Source organism: Streptomyces inhibens, from assembly GCF_003389455.1.
GTDB classification, from domain to species: Bacteria; Actinomycetota; Actinomycetes; order Streptomycetales; family Streptomycetaceae; genus Streptomyces; species Streptomyces inhibens.
In genome coordinates this window covers 15,586-38,038 of sequence record NZ_QUAC01000077.1, presented here as the reverse complement: position 1 = coordinate 38,038, position 22,453 = coordinate 15,586, and the positions used below count along the sequence as shown (strand labels likewise).

Annotated in this window: 18 protein-coding genes; 6 read left to right on the top strand and 12 right to left on the bottom strand. The window is 71.2% G+C overall.

Annotation, left to right across the window (positions count from 1 at the left end; translation table 11 throughout):
* Positions 1-175: 175 nt before the first annotated feature.
* Positions 176-1,483 carry an enolase C-terminal domain-like protein gene (locus DY245_RS10875; RefSeq protein WP_128506066.1) on the bottom strand — a complete coding sequence of 436 codons (1,308 nt, stop codon included), beginning with the start codon at positions 1,481-1,483 and terminating at the stop codon, positions 176-178.
* A 278-nt stretch (positions 1,484-1,761) separates the two neighbouring features.
* Here DY245_RS10875 and DY245_RS10870 point away from each other — a divergent pair, with 278 nt between their 5' ends.
* Complete coding sequence (locus DY245_RS10870; RefSeq protein WP_128506064.1) at positions 1,762-2,562, top strand: HAD family acid phosphatase; 801 nt, start codon at positions 1,762-1,764, stop codon at positions 2,560-2,562.
* A gap of 35 nt (positions 2,563-2,597) precedes the next feature.
* On the opposite strand, the gene DY245_RS10865 is transcribed toward DY245_RS10870, so the two are convergent.
* Positions 2,598-3,503 carry a ribonuclease Z gene (locus tag DY245_RS10865; protein WP_128506062.1) on the bottom strand — a complete coding sequence of 302 codons (906 nt, stop codon included), beginning with the start codon at positions 3,501-3,503 and terminating at the stop codon, positions 2,598-2,600.
* 6 nt (positions 3,504-3,509) lie between these two features.
* Positions 3,510-3,869, bottom strand: a complete 360-nt coding sequence (locus tag DY245_RS10860; RefSeq protein ID WP_128506059.1) for a histidine triad nucleotide-binding protein — start codon at positions 3,867-3,869, stop codon at positions 3,510-3,512.
* Between the two features lie 241 nt (positions 3,870-4,110).
* Between DY245_RS10860 and DY245_RS10855 the strand changes: the two genes are divergently transcribed.
* A complete protein-coding gene (locus tag DY245_RS10855; RefSeq protein WP_128506056.1) occupies positions 4,111-4,539 on the top strand; it encodes an OsmC family protein in 429 nt (142 codons plus the stop codon).
* A 176-nt stretch (positions 4,540-4,715) separates the two neighbouring features.
* The gene (locus tag DY245_RS10850; protein WP_128506054.1) at positions 4,716-7,196 is read left to right on the top strand and encodes a hypothetical protein; all 2,481 of its coding nucleotides are present in this window, start codon (positions 4,716-4,718) and stop codon (positions 7,194-7,196) included.
* 110 nt (positions 7,197-7,306) lie between these two features.
* Here the strand turns inward: DY245_RS10850 and DY245_RS10845 are convergent, their stop codons facing one another.
* From DY245_RS10845 to hrcA, 4 genes are all read right to left on the bottom strand, one after another.
* Positions 7,307-8,050 carry a 16S rRNA (uracil(1498)-N(3))-methyltransferase gene (locus DY245_RS10845; protein ID WP_128506052.1) on the bottom strand — a complete coding sequence of 248 codons (744 nt, stop codon included), beginning with the start codon at positions 8,048-8,050 and terminating at the stop codon, positions 7,307-7,309.
* Positions 8,047-9,135 (bottom strand): nitronate monooxygenase, encoded by a 1,089-nt coding sequence (locus DY245_RS10840; protein WP_128506050.1) that lies wholly within the window; start codon positions 9,133-9,135, stop codon positions 8,047-8,049. The genes DY245_RS10845 and DY245_RS10840 overlap by 4 nt, the downstream gene beginning before the upstream one ends.
* Before the next feature lie 109 nt (positions 9,136-9,244).
* Positions 9,245-10,381, bottom strand: coding sequence for a molecular chaperone DnaJ (gene dnaJ, locus DY245_RS10835; protein ID WP_128506048.1), 1,137 nt, complete (start codon positions 10,379-10,381; stop codon positions 9,245-9,247).
* A complete protein-coding gene (gene hrcA, locus DY245_RS10830; protein WP_128506046.1) occupies positions 10,382-11,398 on the bottom strand; it encodes a heat-inducible transcriptional repressor HrcA in 1,017 nt (338 codons plus the stop codon). It lies immediately after the preceding gene.
* Between the two features lie 196 nt (positions 11,399-11,594).
* On the opposite strand from hrcA, the gene DY245_RS10825 reads away from it, so the two are divergent.
* A complete protein-coding gene (locus tag DY245_RS10825; protein WP_128506044.1) occupies positions 11,595-12,329 on the top strand; it encodes an MBL fold metallo-hydrolase in 735 nt (244 codons plus the stop codon).
* Between the two features lie 43 nt (positions 12,330-12,372).
* Positions 12,373-13,206, top strand: coding sequence for a DUF3097 domain-containing protein (locus DY245_RS10820; RefSeq protein ID WP_128506041.1), 834 nt, complete (start codon positions 12,373-12,375; stop codon positions 13,204-13,206).
* On the opposite strand, the gene DY245_RS10815 is transcribed toward DY245_RS10820, so the two are convergent.
* From DY245_RS10815 to lepA, 5 genes are all read right to left on the bottom strand, one after another.
* Complete coding sequence (locus tag DY245_RS10815) at positions 13,184-13,762, bottom strand: Uma2 family endonuclease (protein WP_128506039.1); 579 nt, start codon at positions 13,760-13,762, stop codon at positions 13,184-13,186. The two genes, DY245_RS10820 and DY245_RS10815, sit on opposite strands and share 23 nt — an antisense overlap.
* 99 nt (positions 13,763-13,861) lie before the next feature.
* Positions 13,862-15,094: a radical SAM family heme chaperone HemW gene (hemW, locus tag DY245_RS10810; protein WP_128506037.1), complete on the bottom strand. Its 1,233-nt coding sequence runs from the start codon at positions 15,092-15,094 to the stop codon at positions 13,862-13,864.
* A 53-nt stretch (positions 15,095-15,147) separates the two neighbouring features.
* A complete protein-coding gene (locus DY245_RS10805) occupies positions 15,148-17,211 on the bottom strand; it encodes an ATP-binding SpoIIE family protein phosphatase (RefSeq protein WP_128506035.1) in 2,064 nt (687 codons plus the stop codon).
* A 282-nt stretch (positions 17,212-17,493) separates the two neighbouring features.
* Complete coding sequence (locus DY245_RS10800) at positions 17,494-19,422, bottom strand: AMP-dependent synthetase/ligase (protein WP_128506033.1); 1,929 nt, start codon at positions 19,420-19,422, stop codon at positions 17,494-17,496.
* A 387-nt stretch (positions 19,423-19,809) separates the two neighbouring features.
* A complete protein-coding gene (gene lepA / locus DY245_RS10795) occupies positions 19,810-21,684 on the bottom strand; it encodes a translation elongation factor 4 (protein WP_128506031.1) in 1,875 nt (624 codons plus the stop codon).
* Positions 21,685-21,931: 247 nt separating this feature from the next.
* On the opposite strand from lepA, the gene rpsT reads away from it, so the two are divergent.
* Positions 21,932-22,198, top strand: a complete 267-nt coding sequence (gene rpsT, locus DY245_RS10790) for a 30S ribosomal protein S20 (RefSeq protein WP_128506029.1) — start codon at positions 21,932-21,934, stop codon at positions 22,196-22,198.
* Positions 22,199-22,453: the final 255 nt, after the last annotated feature.

The window sequence follows — 22,453 nt, the reverse complement described above, 5'->3', positions numbered from 1 at the left end:
GTGGCGCACTGCCACTAGCCGTGCCTCACCGTACGCGGGCGGGGCGACCGCGCACAGGACCCAGGCCGGGTCCATGATCTCCGCTGCCCGGTCGCCGGCCGCGCGCCCGCTCGATGCGCCCGCCGCCGCGGATCAGCGCGACGCCGAGGGCCTCGGGGGCGGGCCCGCCCCGGGGTCACCAGCGCGGAACGGTGGGGGCGGTCCAGTGCGGGTCGGCGAGGCGCATGGCGGCGGCGTCGTCGCGGTCGCGGTGGCTGCCGTCGTCGGCCAGCCAGCGGCGGTGCAGCGTGGCGAGCCGCTCGTGGTCGAGTTCGACGCCGAGGCCGGGGGCGTCGCCGACGTCCAGCCCGCCGTCGCGGAAGGTGAGCCGCTCGGTGAGGACGTCCTCGGTCTGCCAGGGGTAGTGGCTGTCGCAGGCGTGGTCGAGGTGGGGCACGGTCGCCGCAACCTGGGTCATCGCGGCGAGGCTGATGCCCAGATGGGTGTTGGAGTGCATGGACAGGCCGACGCCGAAGGTGCGGCAGACGGCGGCGAGTTCACGGGTGTTGCGCAGCCCGCCCCAGTAGTGGTGGTCGCAGAGCACGACCTGGACGGCGCCGCGGGTGAAGGCCCCGGCGATCTCGTCGAAGGTCGTGACGCACATATTGGTGGCGAGCGGGAGCGGTGTGGCGGCGGCCACCTCCGCCATCCGGTCCGTGCCGCTCGCCGGGTCCTCCAGGTATTCCAGGACGCCTCGCAGCTGGTCCGCAACCGTCAGCGAAGTCGCCACCGTCCAGGCGCCGTTCGGGTCGAGCCGCAGCGGCTGTCCGGGGAACGCGGCGGCCAGCGCCTTGACCGCCGCCACCTCCTGCGCGGGTTCGAAGACCCCGCCCTTGAGCTTGAAGGACGTGAAGCCGTAGGTGTCGGCGAACCGGCGGGCCTGGGCGACGACGCCGGCCGGGTCGAGCGCCGCGCCCCAGTCGTCGCGCTCGCCGCGGCCGCCCGGGTGCTCGGCCCACCGGTAGAAGAGATAGGCGCTGTACTCCACGCGGTCGCGGACCTTGCCGCCGAGAAGGGCATGAACCGGCAGTCCGGTGGCCCGGCCCCAGGCGTCGAGGCAGGCGACCTCGAAACCGGAGAGGACGGAGAGGCGCAGCTTGTCGGCGGTCTGTACGCCGCGCAGCCCCCCGACGTCCACGGCGTCGGCACCGGTCGCGGCCGGCGAGTCACCGCACACCTCGGCGGCGAGGGCGGGCAGCCCGTTCAGATCCGTGACCGACCGGCCGATCAGCGCAGCGGCCAACGGGCGGGCCAGATCAAGGTACTTGGTGTCCCCGTAGGTCTCGCCGAGCCCGGTGGCGCCGCCCTCGGTGATCAGCTCGATGATCAGCCGGGGGGTGTACGGCTGATGTACTCCCTGGGTGTTCAGCAGCGGCGGATCGGCCACCAGGATCGGGGTGAGCCGGACCTCGGTGATGGTGAGGCCGTGCTTGGAGTCGGTCATCCGGGGCTCCTACGAGGTCGAGGGCGCTGGTTCCCTGCGCCTGTGCGCGTGTGCCACTGTCCCGCTGTTTTCATATGTAGATGGTGTCTACAAATGCAGAAGGAGGTTACGGAGCGCGCTTCCCGGCCGTCAATACCCGCGACCGCACCGGCACAGGGTCGCGACGGGCCCGCCCCGCCGAGCCTTTACCAACCGTTGAATCTGCGCGCGTAGATACAGAAATGAGGCTCTGTTAGACCTACCTGAGTCCACACTCATGCCAGTTGAAGGAGCCGCGCATGCCCCGTCCCGCCCTCTCCCGCCGCGCCCGCCTCGGCGCCACAACGGTCGCCGCCGTCGTCGCCGGTACCGCCGTGTTCGGCATCGGCCAGGCCACCGCCGAACACTCCGTGCCGCGCACCGACAAGGAGATCCCCAACCTCACTCAGGTGCAGGACAAGATCAAGGCGTACTACGGCGACACGGTGACGGCCGACGGAGAGCACTACGCCTCCCCGCAGAGCAACTACGCCCGCCAGGTCCGCGGCATCGAGGCCAAGGCCCGCACCTATCTGTCCAAGGCGCTCGCGCGGCACTCCAAGGACGGCAAGCAGGCCAGGCCCGCCATCGTCCTCGACATGGACGACACCACCCTGCTCACCTACAACTACGAGCTCCAGGTGGGCTTCCACTTCACCCCGGAGAGCCAGGACAAGTACCTCGCGAACACCGACATGGACCCGGTCTTCGGCATGGACCGGCTCGTCAACTGGGCGCACGACAAGGGCGCCGAGGTCTTCTTCATCACCGGCCGCAAGGAGGCGCAGCGCGACTGGAGCGTGCGCAACCTCAAGAACGTCGGCTACGGCGTGCCGCTGGACCGCACGCACGTCTACCTGAAGGACAAGGAGCACCCGCCGGCGTACCTGCCCTGCGGTGCCACCTGCACGACCGTCGAGTACAAGTCGGGCACCCGCAAGCACATCGAGTCCCTCGGCTACAACATCGTCGCCAACTTCGGGGACCAGTACAGCGATCTGAACGGCGGCGCCGGCGACCGGACGTTCAAGCTGCCGAACCCGATGTACTTCCTTCCGTAGCCGGAGCCCGTAGCCGCAGCCCGTACGCCGGGCGCTCAGCGCCGTTTGGGCAGGGGCACGCGCAGCAGGTCCTGGGCGATGGTCAGTTCGCCGGTGTAGCCCGCTGCGCGTGCCTGCCGCTCGAACTCCATCGGGTCGGCGTAGCGCTGCGAGAAGTGCGTCAGCACAAGATGCCGTACGCCCGCCTTGGCAGCCACTTCCGCGGCCTGCCCGGCGGTCAAGTGGCCGTGGTCCACCGCCAGTTGGATGTCCTCGTCCAGGAACGTCGACTCGATGACGAGCATGTCCACCCCCTCCGCGAGCGCATGCACGCCCTCGCACAGCCGGGTGTCCATGACGAACGCGAACCGCTGGCCGGGGCGCTCCTCGCTCACCTCGTCGAGGGTGACGCCGTTCAGCTCGCCGAGCCGCTGGAGCCGCCCGATGTCCGGCCCGGTGATGCCGTGTGCCGCCAGCCGCTCCGGCAGCATCCGCCGCGAGTCCGGCTCCACGAGGCGGTAGCCGTAGGACTCGACGGGGTGCGAGAGCCGGCGCGCCTCCAGGACGTACGACTTCGAGCGGTCCAGCTCACCGTCGACGGCGACCGGCCGCTGGACCAGCCGGACCGTCTCGCGGTACGCGGTGGCATAGCGCAGCCGGTCGAAGAAGTGCTGCCCGCTGGCCGGGTAGTGCGCGGTGATCGGGTGCGGCACCCAGTCCAGGTTGATCCGCTGGATCACCCCGGCCAGGCCCAGCGAGTGGTCACCGTGGAAGTGCGTGACGCAGATCCGGTTGAGGTCGTGGGCCGCGACCCCTGCGCGCAGCATCTGGCGCTGCGTCCCCTCGCCAGGGTCGAAGAGCAGCCCTTGGCCGTCCCACCGCAGCAGATAGCCGTTGTGGTTGCGGTGCCGGGTGGGTACCTGGCTTGCGGTGCCGAGGACGACCAGTTCACGTACGGACACGATCGGTTATCCGGGGGGCCACTGGAGGCCGCGGCCGCCGAGCACGTGCAGATGTGCGTGGAAGACGGTCTGGCCCGCGCCGGCGCCGGTGTTGAAGACGACCCGGTAGCCCCGGTCCTCGACCTTGTCCTCGGCGGCGACCTCGCGGGACTCACGCAGTATGTCGGCGATGACCTGCGGTTCGGCGACGGCGAGGGTCGCGGCGTCCGGGTAGTGCACCTTGGGGATCACCAGAACGTGCGTCGGTGCCTGGGGGTTGATGTCGCGGAACGCGACGGTGGTCTCGGTCTCCCGGACGATGGTCGCCGGCACCTCCCCTGCCACGATCTTGCAGAACAGGCAGTCGGCCTGCGGTTCTCCCGCCACCGGTGGCTCCTCCCGGGTCATCCGTCCTACGCACGGTGCGTACGGCCTCGGATGCTACCGGGCGACCCCGACGGGGCGTTGCAGCGGCCGTGGGCCGGAGGGGCGGCTCCCCGTCCCACCTGCCCGTGCGCCGGGAGGGGCGCCCCGACCCGGCCGGGGGCGGATCGGCAGGGCGCGGGGCCCGAGGATCACTAAGCTGGCCCGCAGAACAGCTTTCGCCCACAACCGGGAGTTATGCACCATGGCAACCACGCGCACCGCCAAGACCCACTGGGAAGGCAACCTCCTGGAGGGCAAGGGCACCGTCGCCCTGGAGTCCTCCAAGGTCGGTACGTACGACGTGAACTGGCCCGCCCGCGCGGAGCAGCCCAACGGCGTCACCAGCCCCGAGGAGCTCATCGCGGCGGCCCACTCCTCCTGCTACTCCATGGCCTTCTCGCACGGCCTGGCGGGCAAGGGCTACACCGTCGCGGCCCTGGACACCCAGGCCGATGTCACCTTCCAGCCCGGTGAGGGCATCACCGCCATCGCGCTGACCGTCAGGGCCAGCGTCCCCGGTCTGTCCGAGGAGGAGTTCCAGGCGGCGGCCCAGGACGCCAAGGCCAACTGCCCGGTGAGCCAGGCGCTGGCGGGCGTCAAGAACATCACGCTGGACGCCGCACTGGTCTGACGGGAGGCCGGCCGGGTCCGGCCCCTGTGTGTGAACGGCGGTGCGCCGACGGGCCTCTGAGGGCCGGTCGGCGCACCGCCGCGTTGTCAGTGGGGCATGCCACGATCTTTTCGTACGGACGGCACAACGCCGCTCCGTGGACGGCCGCACGCCCGCTCCGCGAAGGGATCCACCACGTGACCACCAGCTCCTCCACCGCGCTCCGCCAGGCACTGCGGCTCGCCGGCCCGGACACCGCCGATGCGCTGGCCGAGCGGCTGCGCCCGGAGCTGCTGGCCGCGCTCTCCGACCGGTTCGGGCTGCCGGAAGAGGTCGTGGCCGAGCTGGTCGGACCGGGCGGCGCCTCGCTGCGCGCCGCGATGGCCGCCGACCACGAGGCGTTCCTCCTGCGGGCGGCGGAGACCGGCGACCCGGCGATCGCCCGTGCCCTGTGGGACGCGCGGTACCGCCCCGCCTCGCAGCACCCGCGGCGTGTGAAGGACATCCCGGGCCTGCTGGCGGCGGTTCTGCGCGCCGCCGACCCGTCGGACCCGCGCTGGTACGAGGAGGACGGGCTCGTTCCGCTGCTCCAGGAGGAGGCGACCGGAGTCGAGCTCGCACCGGCGCTGACCGGCCCGTTCCCCGCGCTGATCGCCTACTCCCTGGTCCGGCTGGCGCCGAACCTCCCGCTGCCGGCCGCGCTCGACGCCGGTATCGCCCTGGTGCAACTGGCCGGTGGCGAAGGGCTCGCCGCGTTCGTCCGTGCCGTCGAGGAGGCCCCGGACATCGATCTGGGCCACCCCGGGCTGCTGGATCTGATGCGGTCGGCCGCGGCCGCCGCCGACCCGGAATCCTTCCTGCGCGAGCGCCGGCCGGCCGGCGAGTGGACCGACCCCGCCGCGTTGCAGGCGCTGCTGATGGTCCGGGACGGCCACGGCTCTCCGGCGAAGCCCGACGGCCTCGACTGGGAGCTCGTCCGGCGCGAGCACGCCCGCCTGCCCTTCGGGACGGAGACCCGTCATGGCTCAAGGCATCGGAGCGGCAACCGGCTGCTCGGGCTCATCGGGTGGGAGGGCTGCCCCCACGACCTGGTCATGGAGAGCTTCCGCGAGCACCCGATGATCACCGCGCGGCTCGCCGCCGAGCTGCCCTTCGAGGCGCTGGTGGGGGCCGAGGCGCGGGCGGGCACGCTGCGCTTCGAGGAGGTTCTCGGGCGCGGCATCCGCGAGGGCCGGCTGTCCGTGGACCGCGTCCTGACCGAAGTGACGCCGGCGGCCGAGGTGCTCCGTTCCCTGCCGTACGACCACGAGCCGACCCGCAAGGCCCTCGCCGCCCTGGCCGACCGGCTCGGCACGGACCCGGTCAACTGGCTGACGTGCTACGCGCGGACGGGGCGCGCCCGGGGCAGCGTCGCCGAGCTGATCGCCGACGCCGCCTCGGCCACCTCCCGCAAGAAGCGCAACACCACCTGGCCGCATCCTCTGGAGGCGGTGTTCCCCGCAACCGCCCCCGAGGCGTCCCGGGCCGCGTTCCTCCGCCTCTTCGAGTGCGCCTCCCAGGAGGCGCAGATCGCCGTCGTACCGCACTTCGACGCGCGTGCCGTGCAGCACCTCCTGGTGTACGGCGAGCCGGCCCCGGCCGTCCGGGACGCGGTGGTGGCCGCCCATGGTGTGTCGGCGCCGGTCTCACAGGCCTCCACCGACTCCCTCTCCCCCGAGGAGCTCGCCCACCTCCTCGATCTCGACGAACCGCGGGTGGACGCCGCTCTCTTCCTCCACTGCCGCATCGACCAGCGGGAGCGGGAGCGGATGCTCGCCGGCCGGCTGCGCGGCGGAGGCACCCGTACCGTCCCCGACGAGCTGCTGCGGGCGCTGGACGAGGTCAACCTCGGCCATTACCGGCACTGGCTCGTCGCGGGCCTGGAATCCGGTGACCTGGGCGTGGCCCGCAAGCTCATGGAGCGGCTGAAGCTCCGGATACCGGCGGCCCGGCTGCGGCTGCTGATCGCCGTATGGGAGCGCAGCGGGCCGGACGCGGTGCGCGAGATCCTGGCGATGGACCGGCTCCCGGTCACCCTGCGCCGGCAGACCGAGCAGGCCCTCGATGCCCCCGACGGCCTGGCGCGGCTGCGCGCCCGACTGGCCGCCGAGGAGGACCCGGCCAAGCTGGTGGCGTTCCTCAACAAGACCCCGGCCTACGACGCCGGCCAGCAGCCGCACAAGCTGACCGGCGACGGCATCGTGCTCCCCTGGGCGGCGCTGCGGGAGGCGTACCGGTCCGGCGAGCTGACGCGCGGGCTCCCGGAGGCGCTCGCGGAGCGCGCCGACTGCCCGCGCGAGCTGCTGCTGGAATTCCTGGCCCACACCCCCGAGGACAGTCACTACCACCACTCGTGTATCCAGCCGGCCCTCGACCGCGGCGCGCTCACCCCCGAGGACCTGCTGACCCGCTCGGCCCCCGCGCGAACGGCCCTGTCCCACCTCATACGCGCCCTCGACTCCCCCGGCCGGCAAGAAGACCGGCAGCAGCTCCGGGCGTACGCCGCTGCGCTCACCGATGAGCATCTGGGCACCGACGTCGAGGCCTGGACGGTCTGCCTCCGGCTTCTGCCGACGTTCGCCGGCAGCCTCACGGAGCTGGTCGCGACGGCGGGCGCGATCGTGCGACCGGCCGACTGAGCGGCGGCACGGCCCTTCGGGGCGGTCCCGCGACAGGCTCTTGGACCTATCGGCCATGGTCCGCCCGACAGGCTCTCGGGCCTGTCCGGTGGATCAGTGCCGGACAGGCTCTAGTTCCAGCGCCCCGTGCGCCCCAGCAGGAGGGCCGTCGCCGCGGTGCCTGCCGTGGAGGTGCGCAGGACGGTCGGGCCGAGGCGGTAGGGCTGGGCGCCGGCCTCGGCGAAGGCGGTGAGCTCCTCCGGGGAGACGCCGCCCTCGGGCCCGACGACGAGCACGATGCGGCCGGTGGCGGGGAGTTCGGCGGTGGCGAGCGGGGAGCTGCCTTCCTCGTGGAGGACGGCGGCGAAGTCGGCGTCGGCGAGCAGCGCCGCCACCTGCTTCGTCGTCAGCGGGTCCGCGACCTCGGGGAAGGTCAGCCGGCGCGACTGCTTGCCCGCCTCGCGGGCGGTGGCACGCCATTTGCCCAGCGATTTGGCGGCCCGCTCACCCTTCCACTGGGTGACACAACGCGCCGCCGCCCAGGGCACGATGGCGTCCACACCGGTCTCGGTCATCGTCTCGACGGCCAGCTCGCCCCGGTCGCCCTTGGGCAGCGCCTGGACGACGGTGATCGTGGGGTTCGGCGGCTCCTCGGTGCACAGCTCCGCGACCGCGACGGTGAGCCGGTCCTTGCCCTCCACGGCGGCGACCGAGCCCTGGGCGCCGACGCCGTGGCCGTCCGTCAGCACCACCTCTTCACCGACCCGCAGCCGGCGCACCGACACCGCGTGCCGGCCCTCGGGGCCGTCCAGGGTCAGCGTTCTGCCTGCCCGTACGTCCGCGAGCGAGTCGACGAGGAAGACCGGCGCGGTCATGAGGCGCTGCCGGCGTGAGGGAGGTTCAACGCGGCGCGCGCGGCGTCGAGTTCGGCCGCCAGGACCTCCATGAGCTGCCCGGCGGGCAGCTCCCGCGCCAGCCGGTGCCCCTGCCCCGCCCAGAGGTTCAGGCCCTGCGCGTCGCCCGCCTTGGCCGCGGCCTTGCGCACGGTGGAGGTGAGGTAGTGGACGGCAGGATAGGCGGCGGGCGCGTACGGGCCGTGCTCGCGCATGAAGCGGTTCACCAGCCCGCGGGCCGGCCGCCCGGAGAACGCCCGGGTCAACTCGGTATGGGTGAACAGGGGGTTGGTCAGCGCCTGCTTGTGCAGCGGATTGGCACCCGACTCGGGGGTGGCGAGGAAGGCGGTGCCCAGCTGCGCCATCGACGCCCCGGCGGCCAGCACCGCCGCGATCTGCGCCCCGCGCATCAGTCCGCCCGCGGCGATCACCGGGATCTGCACGGCCTCACGGACCTGGCCGAGCAGCGCCAGCAGCCCCAGCCCCGCGCCGGTCCCGTCCGCATGCGGATCGTCCCGGTGGGTGCCCTGATGGCCGCCCGCCTCCACGCCCTGCACACACACCGCGTCCGCGCCCGACCACTGCGCGGCCTGTGCCTCGGCCGCCGTGGTGACCGTGACGACCGTGTACGTACCGACCTTGGCGAAGGCGTCGAGGACGGCGCGCGAGGGGCAGCCGAAGGTGAAGGACACCACCGGCACCGGGTCTTCCCGCAGGATGGCGAGCTTGGCCTCGTAGCCGTCGTCGGTGGGCCCGTCGGTGTCACCGAGCTCGGTCTCGTACCAGGTGGCCTCGCCCGCGAGCTGCTCACGGTAGACCTCGACGACGGAGCTGTCGGCCAGGGTGGGCTGCGGCATGAAGAGATTGACGCCGAAGGGCCGGTCGGCCAGCCCGCGCAGCTGTTTGATCTCCTGATACATGCCGTCGGCGGTCTTGTAACCGGCGGCAAGGAAGCCGAGACCGCCGGCGCCGCAGACGGCGGCGGCAAGCTCGGGTCCGGAGCCGCCTCCCGCCATCGGGGCCTGCACGATCGGATAGCGGCAGAGATCGGTCGGTGCGGTGGGCATGAGCACATCGTGTCACGCCCACCGCCTCGTCCCGAACCCGGGCGGGCTTGACCTACCGCCCGGTATGGCGTCCTCCCGGGGTCACTCCCCGGGGCCATCGGCGCCCGGTCTACCGCCCGTTGAACGCGTCCTTGAGGCGCGAGAAGAGCCCCTGCTGCCCCGGCTGAAACTGCCCGGTGGGCCGCTCCTCGCCGCGGAGCTTGGCCAGCCGGCGCAGCAGCTCCTCCTGCTCGGGGTCGAGCTTGGACGGCGTCTGCACCTCGACATGGACGATGAGATCGCCACGGCCGCCGCCGCGCAGATGCGTCACCCCGCGCTGGTGCAGCGGGATCGACTGACCGGACTGGGTGCCGGGCCGGACGTCGATCTCCTCCACCCCGTCGAGCGTCTCCAGCGGACACTTCGTGCCCAGTGAGGCCGCCGTCATCGGGATGGTGACCGTGCAGTGCAGATCGTCGCCGCGCCGCTGGAAGACCTGGTGCGGCAGCTCATGGATCTCGACGTAGAGATCGCCGGCGGGGCCGCCGCCGGGGCCGACCTCGCCCTCGCCCGCGAGCTGGATGCGGGTGCCGTTGTCGACACCGGCCGGGATCTTGACCGTCAGGGTGCGGCGGGACCGGATCCGTCCGTCGCCGGCGCACTCGGGGCACGGCGTCGGCACGACCGTGCCGAAGCCCTGGCACTGCGGACACGGCCGGGACGTCATGACCTGGCCGAGGAAGGACCGGGTGACCTGCGAGACCTCACCGCGGCCGCGGCACATGTCACAGGTCTGCGCCGAGGTGCCCGGCGCCGCGCCCTCGCCACTGCACGTCGTACACACGACGGCGGTGTCGACCTGGATGTCCTTGGTGGTGCCGAAGGCCGCTTCGTTCAGCTCGATGTCGAGCCGGATCATGGCGTCCTGGCCACGGCGGGTGCGCGAGCGCGGTCCGCGCTGCGAGGCCGTGCCGAAGAACGCGTCCATGATGTCGGAGAAGTTGCCGAAGCCCGCCCCGAAGCCGCCCGCGCCCGCGCCGCCGCCCGCCTGCGAGAGGGGGTCGCCGCCCAGGTCGTAGACCTGCTTCTTCTGCGGATCCGACAGGACCTCGTAAGCGGCGTTGATCTCCTTGAACCGCTCCTGGGTCTTGGGATCCGGGTTCACGTCCGGGTGCAGCTCGCGCGCCAGCCGACGGAAGGCCTTCTTGATCTGGTCCTGCGAGGCATCGCGGCCGACACCGAGGACCGAGTAGTAATCCGTGGCCACTTACGACTCCGCGAGGATTTGTCCGACGTAACGTGCCACTGCGCGTACCGCTCCCATCGTTCCGGGGTAGTCCATGCGGGTCGGTCCGACCACGCCGAGTTTGGCGACTGCCTCGTCGCCCGAACCGTAGCCGACCGCGACGACCGATGTGGACGTCAGGCCTTCATGGGCATTCTCATGCCCGATACGTACGGTCATGCCCGAGTCCTTGGCCTCCCCGAGCAGCTTGAGCAGCACCACATGCTCCTCAAGAGCCTCCAGCACCGGCCGGATGGTCAGTGGGAAATCGTGACCGAAGCGCGTGAGATTGGCGGTACCGCCGATCATCAGCCGCTCTTCGGTCTCCTCCACCAAAGTCTCCAGCAACACCGACAGCACTGTCGAGACCGTGCCGCGGTCGTCCTGCTCGAAGGACTCCGGGAGATCCTGCACCAACTGCGGAACATCCGCGAACCGGCGCCCCACGACCCGGCTGTTGAGCCGCGCCCGCAGATCTGCCAAGGAGGTCTCACCGAACGGCGTCTGGCAGTCGATGAGCCGCTGCTCGACCCGTCCGGTGTCCGTGATGAGTACGAGCATCACCCGGGCCGGGGCCAGCGCCAGCAGCTCGACATGGCGGACCGTGGACCGCGTCAGGGACGGGTACTGCACGACCGCCACCTGCCGGGTCAGCTGCGCCAGCAGCCGGACCGTGCGGCCGACGACATCGTCGAGGTCGACGGCGCCGTCCAGGAAATTCTGGATCGCCCGCCGCTCGGGGCTGGACAGCGGTTTGACGCCGGCCAGCTTGTCGACGAAGAGGCGATAGCCCTTGTCGGTCGGGATCCGCCCGGCGCTCGTGTGCGGCTGGGCGATGAATCCCTCGTCCTCCAGCGCCGCCATGTCGTTGCGGATGGTGGCCGGGGAGACCCCCAGCTGATGGCGTTCGGTGAGCGCCTTGGAGCCGACCGGCTCCTCCGTTCCGACATAGTCCTGAACGATGGCGCGCAGCACCTCCAGCCTGCGTTCACTGAGCATCCCGCGCACCTCCAGTCCGGCCGTCCTGCCGTCTCGTCTCTTCCTGGCACTCACCCGGGCCGAGTGCCAGACCCGGAGCCAGTGTACGGCCGGGTAGCACGGCCACGGCAAGGGCGGCCGCGCGGAGCACTCACCCGATGACCGTGTTCGGTCGATCTGTCGGGCAACGCTATCGCGATGGAGCTAGCGTCTCGGTATGCACACTGCTTGGGAAGAGGCCGGTTGGGAAGGGCTCGGTGAAGGTGTCGCCAGGCGCCGGATGCCGGGCTGGGACGAGACGATCGGCGTGATCGCCGGTGCCACCGGCGTCATGATCGTCGATACCGGGGCGACCATCCGCGACGGCGCGGATCTGCGCCGCGCGATCCGCGGCGTGCTCGGCCGGGAAGTGACGCATGTCGCGCTCACCCATCCGCACTTCGATCATGTGCTGGGCACCGCCGCCTTCGCGGGCGTCGAGGTGTTCGGCGCGGCCGGCCTCGGTGATCTGCTGCGCCGCGGCAAGGACGAGCTGCGGCACGACGCGATGCGGCACGGCGTCGACCGGGACGCCGCAGCCGAGGCCGCCGATCTGCTCGTCGCCCCGCACCACCACGTACACGGCCAGCTGACCGTCGAGCTCGGCGACCGGCAGGTGCTGCTCGCCAACGTCGGCCCCGGTCACACCGCCCACGATCTGGCCGTCCTGGTGCCCGGCAAACACGGCGCCCCGGAGATCGTCTTCTGCGGTGACCTGGTGGAGGAGTCCGGCGAGCCCAGCGCGGGCCCGGACGCGCTGCCGCAGCAGTGGCCCGCCGCTCTGGACCGGCTGCTCGCCCTCGGAGGCGAGGACGCGGTGTACGTCCCCGGCCACGGCGCCGTGGTGGACGCCCGCTTCGTCCGCGCCCAGCGCAACGCCCTCGCCACCCGCTTCGGCGTCACCCCTTCCTGAACCCCCTCCTGCCCCCGCCCCCGACCCGGACAGACAGGCCCCCATGCACAGCAAGCGCTACAGCCCCGACCTCACCCCTGCCTGGAAGAAGCAGCGCCCCGCCCCCGAGGTACCGGCCGACCCCGACCTGGTCGTCGAGGAGGTCGGCTCGGGCTTCTGCGGCGCCGTGATCCGCTGCGAGAAGACGGCCGAGGGCCCGACGGTCACCCTGGAGGACCGCTTCGGCAAGCACCGCGTCTTCCCGATGACTCCGCGCGGCTTCCTCCTGGAGGGCAAGGTGGTCACCCTCGTACGCCCGCAGAACCGGCCGGCGCCGAGCGGTCCGGCCCGTACGGCGTCCGGCTCACTCGCCGTCCCCGGCGCCCGCGCCCGGGTCGCACGCGCCGGGCGCATCTATGTGGAAGGCCGGCACGACGCCGAACTGGTCGAGCGGGTGTGGGGCGACGATCTGCGCATCGAGGGCGTCGTCGTGGAGTACCTGGAGGGCATCGACGACCTCCCGGCGATCGTCCGCAGCTTCTCCCCCGGCCCGGACGCCCGCCTCGGCGTCCTCGTCGACCATCTCGTGCCCGGCTCGAAGGAGTCCCGTATCGCCGCCGAGGTGACCGGTGATCATGCGCTGGTCGTCGGCCACCCGTACATCGACGTCTGGGAGGCGGTGAAGCCGTCCTCGGTCGGGATTCCCGCCTGGCCGACCGTTCCGCACGGCCAGGACTGGAAGACGGGGGTGTGCCGGGCGCTGGGCTGGCCGGAGAACACGGGCGCGGCCTGGCAGCGGATCCTGTCGTGTGTGCGGTCATATAAAGATCTGGAGCCGCAACTCCTCGGGCGGGTCGAGGAGTTGATCGACTTTGTTACGGCCGGCGGTGGCGCCTGACGTCGGCGAGGGTCCGGAACTCGCTGGTGTCGAGCACGAAATCCAGCTGATCCAACGGCACGGGGTCGCCAAACTTGTAGATCGACTGCGACCGATAGTCGGCGGTCTCCCCCGTGCCAATGGGCCCGGTGAGCAGGACGCAGTGGGCCACGATGGGATCGATGATCAGGTAGATGGGAAGCTTGCCTGCCGCGTAAATCGAGCGCTTGATGACATAGTCATGATCAACGCTGGTCTTGGAGACAACCTCGACGACCATTCTGATCACCTCGGGCGGCATCAACCGCCCGGAGTCCGGTCCGGATCCGCGTTCCACCAGCACGAGGTCTGGCTGGGGCTCGCTTGACTCTTGCGGAAGCGCGACATCCTGGGTTTGCAGACGCCGCCACTTCTTCCTCGGAAATTGGTCCACGACAGCTTCCACGATGTCGTTGTGGACCACATCCGGCCCCGCCATCATCACGATATTCCCCCGGAGGAGCTCGATCTTGATGCCCTCGGGAACGTCAAGATTCTCGAAGAGCTTCATCATCCGGCGTTCATCCACAGCGGTCATCTCCGTGGCCTCCGTTTCCCGTCGCCGTATATACGGCACAGGCTAGGAACAGCCTAGGCGGGGCCGCAGGCCCATCGCATCGGTTCACTCGTTCGAGAATCAGTCCACCAGATCCCGCACCACGGCGTCAGCAAGCAGCCGCCCGCGGAGTGTCAGTACCGCCCGGCCCTCCTCGTAAGGCCCGGCCTCCAGCAGCCCCTCCCCCAGCGCCCGCTCCGCGGCCCGCGCCCCCGCCGGGGCCAGCAGGTCCAGCGGGCAACCCTCCGACAGCCGCAGCTCCAGCAGGATCCGTTCGACGCGGCGGTCCTCGTCCGCCAGGAGCTCACGGCCGGCGCCCGGGGAGCGTCCTTCGGTGAGGGCCTGGGCGTAGGCGCCGGGGTGCTTGACGTTCCACCAGCGGACGCCGCCTACGTGGCTGTGGGCGCCGGGGCCCGCGCCCCACCAGTCGGCGCCGGTCCAGTACAGCTCGTTGTGGCGGCAGCGGGCGGCCTCGGTGGTGGCCCAGTTGGAGACCTCGTACCAGGTGAAACCGGCCGCGGCGAGGCGTTCGTCGGCGATGAGATAGCGGTCGGCGTGCACATCGTCGTCGGTCATCGGGACCTCGCCGCGGCGGATCCGGCGGGCAAGCTGGGTGCCCTCCTCGACGATCAGGGCGTAGGCGGAGATGTGGTCGGGGCCGGCGCCGAGGGCGGCGTCGAGGGACGCCCGCCAGTCGTCGTCGCTCTCGCCGGGCGTGCCGTAGATCAGATCGAGGTTGACGTGGTCGAAGCCGGCCGCGCGGGCCTCGGCGACGCAGGCCTCGGGGCGGCCCGGGGTGTGCGTACGGTCGAGGATCTTGAGGACGTGCTGCCGCGCGCTCTGCATGCCGAAGGAGACCCGGTTGAAGCCGCCCGCGCGCAGCTCGGAGAGGTAGCGGGGGTCGACGGACTCGGGGTTGGCCTCGGTGGTGATCTCGGCGCCGGGCGCGAGGCCGAATTCCTCGCGGATGGCGGCCAGCATGCGGCCGAGGTCGGCGGCGGGCAGCAGGGTCGGGGTGCCACCGCCGACGAAGACCGTCTCGACCGGGCGCGGGTCGTCGCCCAGCACCTTGCGGGCCAGCCGGATCTCCGCCACGAGGGTGTCGGCGTAGTTGTCGCGGGAGGCCAGGGCGCCGCCGGAGCCGCGCAGCTCGCTCGCGGTGTAGGTGTTGAAGTCGCAGTAGCCGCAGCGGGTCGCGCAGTACGGCACATGCAGATAGAAGCCGAGGGGCCGCCCGGCCGCCCCCGCCAGCGCATGACCGGGCAGCGCCCCGTCCTCGGGCATCGGCTCACCATCAGGCAGTGCGGAAGGCATGGGAACCATTGTCCGTCATGGGAGACGGTTCCGGTTCCGGCCGCCGATGCGCCCTACGCCACCCCGTTCCCCGCGGCCTGGAGGACCAGCAGCGCCAGGTCGTCGTCGGGCGGGGTCGGGTCGAAGGCGTGGACGGTGTGGCGGATGTGGTCGGCGAGGGCGGTGGCGCTCAGGCCGGCGCCGGCGGCGAGGGCCGTGGCCAGACCGTCCTCGTCGTCGAAGAGCCGCCGCCCCGAGCGGCGCTCGGTCACCCCGTCCGTCACACACAGCAGGGTCTCCCCCGGGCAGAGGTCGAACGATTCGCTGACGTACGCCGCGTCCTCGACCACCCCCAGCAGCATCTGCGGCGCCGCGACGACCCGGACCGCGCCGTCCGCGCCCAGCACCAGCGGCAGGGGGTGGCCGGCGCTGGCGAGGGTGCAGCGGGCGCCGCCCAAGCCGTCGGGATGGGGCACGATCTCGCCGTAGAGCAGGGACAGGAAGCGGGCCTGTTCGCCCTCCTCGCGGATCTCCACCGGCGCCTCCGCCCCGGCGCCGGCCGCCGCCACCGCGGCCGCGACCGCCGCGACGGAGTCCGCCGCCTCCCGGGCCATGGTCTTGTTGAGCCGGTCGAGCACCGCCGCGACACCGAAGCCGTCGCGGGCCAGCAGCCGCAGCACCGGCCGGGCCAGCCCGGTCACCGCGGCCGCCTCGGGGCCGCTGCCGCAGACATCGCCGAGCGCGAAGCACCAGCGGCCGTCGCCGGCGTCGAAGAGGTCCCAGAAGTCGCCGCCCGCCCAGGCGCCCTCGCGCGGTTCGTAGACCACCGCCGATTCCACGCCGGGCACCTGCGCCCGGCCGGGGGGCAGCAGCCGGCGCTGCAGGACCTGGCTGATGCGCTCCTGGCGGCTGTACGCGCGGGCGGTGGCCACGGCGCGGGCGACCCGCCGGCACAGGTCCTCGATCAACCCGACCACCTCGTCGGGGAAGCGCAGCAGACCGCCCCGGCCGAGCAGCAGCGTGCCGAGCCGGCGGCCGCCGGCGACCAGGGGGCAGGCCAGGGCCGCGCCCGGGGGCTCGTAGCCGCTCGGTTCCTGCGGCCAGGGCCAGGGGGCCGCGGTGGGTGCGCTGCCGGACGGGAGGCCGCCCGGGAGTTCGGGCGGCTGTTTCTCCAGTGCGGTACGCAGGGAGTCGATCCGGCCCTCGCTGGTGTGCCAGACGCGGGCGAGCCGCTGTTCCTCGCCGGCCTGTGCGATGCCCCGGCCGGGGGCGCCGCCGTCGCCGTCGTAGAGCCATACGGCACACCAGTCGGCGAGCCGCGGCACGATCAACTGGGCGGCGAGCGAGGCGACTTGATCGGCGTCGAGCTGGCCGGAGAGCAGGTCGGAGGCCTCGGCGAGGAAGGAGAGGGCGCCGTTGTCGACCCGGTCGGCGTCGCATTCCTGCCGGGCGGCCCGGCGCGGCGCCGGGGCGAGGAGTTCGGCGGCCCGCAGTCCGCGCTGCAGCAGCCGGTCGTCGAAGGCGAGCTCCGGCTCCCCGCCGCCGTCCGGGGCCTCCACGGGCAGCCGGAACCATACGGTCTTCATGGCCCGGCGGTAGGTGATGCCCCAGGATTCCGCGACCGCACTGATCAGCTGCAGTCCATGGCCGCTGCCTTCGGCCGCGGCGCTCTCGTCGCGGGCGCGGATCGGCTGCGTGGGGTGGCGGTCGGAGACCTCGATGACGACGCCGGCTTCGGGGCACGCGCCCGGCGCGGTTTCCACCTCCGGGCAGAACACCCCGTACGGCTCCTGCTCCGGCGCCGGGTCCAGCCGGCAGCGCAGCTCGACGGCGGTACCCGCGTGCACCACCGCGTTCGTCACCAGCTCGCTGACCAGCAGCACCGCTTCGTCGGCGAGCCGGTCGGTGAGGCCCTCCGCGCCGGGCAGCCTGCGGTCGGCCCAGCAGGTGAACGCGGCCCGGACGAACCGCCGGGCGGCGGCAGCGGCCTGCGGGTCCCCGGGCAGACTGGCCCGCAGGGCACGGGCGGCGGGCCCGGGGGCAGGCCCGGCGGCGGGTCCACCGCGGGACCCTCCCGTCAACGTCGTGCGCGTCGCCGTGACGTTGTCGTCCCGTTGAGACGAAGTGGTCGTCCTCATTGAGCAACTCCCGAGCAACTCCGCTACAGCGCCGGATGCGCCACCGACAGAGTGACAGAACGAGCGCAGCCATAAGCAGTGAGTCACGGAAGTGTGTGGTCACAGCCGTCAATTCGGCTGACGCACCGCGGGAGTTGGCCGACGCGCGAAGGATGCGCCCGGTGAACCTGTATGGACAACTTCAGCGGCAGTCGGGGCTCGCGCAGCAGCCGTGACCGCCCGTACGGGAACAGCGCCGCGGTGCGGACCAACCTGGTCCGCACCGTGGGCGCCACGGCGCGCCTATGCCTCGCGCGCTCCCGCGTACATCTCCTCCAGCAGATCCTTGAACGCCCGCTCCACCACCGGCCGCTTGATCTTGAGGCTGGGGGTCACCTCACCGTGCTCGATGTCCAGGTCACGCGGGAGCAGCCGGAACTTGCGGATCTGCTGCCAGCGCTGCAAGCCTTCGTTGACCCGCTCGACATAGCCGTCGATCAGCTCACGGGTCCGGTCGGTGGCGACGACCTCGGCGTAGGTCTTGCCCTCCAGACCGTGCTCCTTCGCCCAGCCCATGATCGTCGGCTCGTCGAGGGCGATCAGCGCAGTGCAGAAGTTCCGGTTGGCGCCGTGCACCAGCACATTGGAGACGAACGGACAGACCGCCTTGAACTGGCCCTCCACCTCGGCCGGCGCGATGTACTTCCCACCCGAGGTCTTGATCAGGTCCTTCTTGCGGTCGGTGATCCGCAGATAGCCGTCCGGGGACAGCTCGCCGATGTCGCCGGTGTGGAACCAGCCGTCCTCCTCCAGGACTTCGGCGGTCTTGTCCGGCAGGCCGTGGTAGCCCTGCATGATGCCGGGGCCGCGCAGCAGGATCTCGCCGTCCTCGGCGATCCGGACCTCGGTGCCGGGCAGCGGCTTGCCGACCGTTCCGGTCCGGTAGGCCTCGCCGGGGTTGATGAAGCTGGCGGCGCTGGACTCCGTCAGGCCGTAGCCCTCCAGGATGTGGATGCCGGCGCCGGAGAAGAAGTAGCCGATCTCCGGAGAGAGCGCGGCCGAGCCGGAGACGGCGGCGCGCAGCCGGCCGCCGAACGCGTCCCGCAGCTTGGCGTAGACGAGCGCATCGGCGACCTTGTGCTTGGCGCCGAGCACGAAGGGCACCGAGGCGTTGCCGGTGCGCCGGAAGTTGTCCTGCGAGACCTTGGCGTACTCGCGGGCCACCTCTGCCGCCCACTGGAAGATCTTGTACTTGGCCCCGCCGCCCTGCCGGGCCTTGGCCGCGACGCCGTTGTAGACCTTCTCGAAGATCCGCGGCACGGCCGCCATGTACGTGGGGCGGACGACCGGCAGATTCTCGATGATCTTGTCGACCCGGCCGTCGACGGCGATGACCTGGCCGGTAGCGATCTGCCCCGCGGTGAGCACCTTGCCGAAGACATGCGCCAGCGGGAGCCACAGATACTGCACATCGTCCTCGGTGACCAGCCCGGTCGCCTGGATCGCGCGGGCCATGTACGCCCAGCAGTCGTGCGGCAGCCGTACGCCCTTGGGGCGGCCGGTGGTCCCGGAGGTGTAGATCAGCGTCGCCAGCTGGTCGGCGCGCAGCGCGGCGACCCGCTCCTTGACGCACTCCGGGTGCTTCTCCAGATGGGCGGTGCCGCGCTTCTCCAGCTCGGCGAGGGTGAGCACAAAGCCCTCGGGGTCGTCCTCCGCGGGCTCGGCGTCCGCCTCGTCGATCACGACGACATGCGCCAGTTCGGGCAGCTCCGCGCGCCGCTCACGCGCCTTGGCGAGCTGACCGGCGTCCTCCGCGATCAGCACCCGGCTGCCGGAGTCCGCCAGGATGTACGCGGTCTCCTCGGCGTTGGTGCTGGGGTAGACCGTGGTGGTGGCGGCGCCGGAGCACAGCACACCGAGGTCGGCCAGGATCCATTCGACGCGGGTGTTGGCGGCCAGCGCCACCCGCTCCTCGGGCCGTACGCCGAGCGCGATGAGCCCGGCGGCCACGGCGTAGACGCGGTCCGCGGCCTGGGCCCAGGTGATCGCCTTCCAGTCGTCCGGCCCCTGGCCCGTGGGGGTACCCCCCTGGTCGAGCGAAGCCGAGACCAGGGGGGAGGGCGGGACCGGATAGCGATAGGCCTCGATATCGGGCGTGGCCGCGACCCGCTCCAGGAAGAGGTTTGCCACCGAAGGCGGCCGGCTTTCGATCAGCGTGTGGATGTCCGTCACGGCGTCCTCCGGGGCCCGCTTCGTTGCTGGTGACTCGCGAGTAACCTTGAGCAGTGATCAGACTAGAGCGCGTTGCGCCGACGCGTAAGGGGCTACGGCCGACTGGTTCACGATGTGACCAGTGCGATAGGTGTACGTAGCACGCGCAAAGCCCGATAGCGAGCCGCGCCGATCACCCCACACCAGACCACACGGGGCGGGCGCGGACCGGGGCATCGCGGAGCGCCACGCTCCGCATTCATTCCGATGCGTGCGCGCGCCGCCGCGCCACGCTCCGGGCAAGCGACAGGGCGCCGGCCCCCTGGGGGACCGGCGCCCTGTCGGCTCACCGCTCGGCGTACTGCCTCTTACTGCTTCTTACCGCTTCTTGCTGCTTCTTGCTGCTTCTTACTTCTTCGCCTTCGCGTCACCGTCGGAGTCCGAGGACAGCACCGCGATGAAGGCGTCCTGCGGGACCTCCACGCTGCCGACCATCTTCATCCGCTTCTTGCCTTCCTTCTGCTTCTCCAGCAGCTTCCGCTTACGGGAGATGTCACCGCCGTAGCACTTGGCGAGGACGTCCTTGCGGATGGCGCGGACCGTCTCACGGGCGATGACCCGGCTGCCGATGGCGGCCTGGATCGGCACCTCGAAGCTCTGCCGCGGGATCAGCTCACGCAGCTTGGCGACCAGCCGCACGCCGTACGCGTACGCCTTGTCCTTGTGCGTGATGGCGGAGAACGCGTCGACCTTGTCCCCGTGCAGCAGGATGTCGACCTTGACCAGGTCGGCGGCCTGCTCGCCGGTGGGCTCGTAGTCCAGCGAGGCGTAGCCACGGGTCTTGGACTTGAGCTGGTCGAAGAAGTCGAAGACGACCTCGGCGAGCGGCAGGGTGTAGCGGATCTCGACCCGGTCCTCGGAGAGGTAGTCCATGCCGAGCAGGTTGCCGCGGCGGTTCTGGCACAGCTCCATGATCGCGCCGATGAACTCGCTGGGCGCCAGGACCGTGGCCCGTACGACCGGCTCGTGCACCTTGTCGATCTTGCCCGTCGGGAACTCGCTCGGGTTGGTGACCTCGTGCTCGGCGCCGTCCTCCATCTCCACGCGGTAGACCACGTTCGGAGCGGTGGCGATCAGATCGAGGCCGAACTCGCGCTCCAGACGCTCGCGGATGACCTCCAGGTGCAGCAGACCCAGGAAGCCGACGCGGAAGCCGAAGCCCAGGGCCGCGGAGGTCTCCGGTTCGTAGACCAGCGCGGCGTCGTTGAGCTGCAGCTTGTCCAGGGCGTCACGCAGCTCCGGGTAGTCCGAGCCGTCCAGCGGGTACAGGCCCGAGAACACCATCGGCTTGGGGTCCTTGTAGCCGCCCAGCGGCACCTCGGCACCCTTGCTGAGCTGGGTGATCGTGTCACCGACCTTGGACTGCCGGACGTCCTTCACACCGGTGATGAGGTAACCCACCTCGCCGACGGACAGCCCGTCCGCCGACTTCATCTCGGGCGAATTCGTACCGATCTCCAGCAGCTCGTGCGCCGCACCCGTGGACATCATCTTGATGCGCTCACGCTTGCTGAGCGTGCCGTCGACGACCTTCACGTACGTCACGACACCGCGGTAGGCGTCGTAGACCGAGTCGAAGATCATCGCGCGGGCAGGGGCGTCCTTGACGCCGACCGGGGCCGGCACCTCGCGGACGACCTTGTCCAGCAGCTCGGGCACGCCGACGCCGGTCTTGGCGGAGACCCTCAGCACGTCCTCGGGCTCGCAGCCGACCAGATTCGCCAGCTCGGCGGCGAACTTCTCGGGCTGCGCGGCCGGCAGGTCGATCTTGTTGAGGACGGGGATGATCGTGAGGTCGTTCTCCATCGCCAGGTAGAGGTTGGCGAGGGTCTGGGCCTCGATGCCCTGAGCGGCGTCGACGAGGAGAACGCAGCCCTCGCACGCGGCGAGCGAGCGGGAGACCTCGTAGGTGAAGTCGACGTGGCCCGGGGTGTCGATCATGTTGAGGATGTGGGTCGTGCCACTTGCCTCTTCACCCTCGGAAGGGGCCCAGGGCAGCCGGACCGCCTGGGACTTGATCGTGATGCCGCGCTCGCGCTCGATGTCCATGCGGTCGAGATACTGCGCGCGCATCTGCCGCTGGTCGACGACACCGGTGAGCTGGAGCATCCGGTCGGCGAGCGTCGACTTGCCGTGGTCGATGTGCGCGATGATGCAGAAGTTACGGAGGAGGGCCGGATCGGTACGGCTCGGCTCCGGCACGTTCGTAGGGGTCGCGGGCACGCAGGGTCCATTCAGTGAACGCGGGTAGGCGGGACTCGGGTATGTGACGTCTCCCCCCATGGTCCCATGAGCGAGGGACCTGGTCCGGTTTGGGCGGAGCGGGAGGGCTTCGGGCGGGGAGTGGGCAGCTTCGGGCGGCCGGTTTGGGGCGGCGTAGAGCCTGCTGGTAGCCTGGTCCACTGCGCTTCGTGCCCTCTTTGGTGCGCGGCGCAACTCGAAACTCCAACGAACCTGAAAAGGCTCTTTCGTGGCGAACATCAAGTCCCAGATGAAGCGGATCAAGACCAACGAGAAGGCTCGTCAGCGCAACAAGGCTGTCAAGTCCGCTCTGAAGACCTCGATCCGTCGTACCCGTGAGGCCGTGGAGGCCGGTGACCTGCAGAAGGCCACCGTCGCCCAGGCCGAGGCGGCCAAGAAGCTCGACAAGGCCGTCAGCAAGGGTGTCATCCACAAGAACGCCGCCGCCAACAAGAAGTCGGCGCTGGCGAAGAAGGTCGCGGCCCTCAAGGCCTGACCTTCCCCTCCAGATGAAGATCGTCGTCCCGTATGGGGCCTGACCTTCATCCCACCGCAATAGCTGCGGTATCTGTGCACACAGCGCAGTAACTATGAGCTCTGCCGCCAGGGACCCAGCGGCCCCTCTCTCCGCTCCCTGATCGGTGCACCACCGCGCCGCACACGGCCTGCGTTCGCCACGCGGGTGCGGCGCACCCGGCTCACCCGGCGGTCACCGCCGACGAAGCCACAATCGCTTGATATGAAGGCCCCG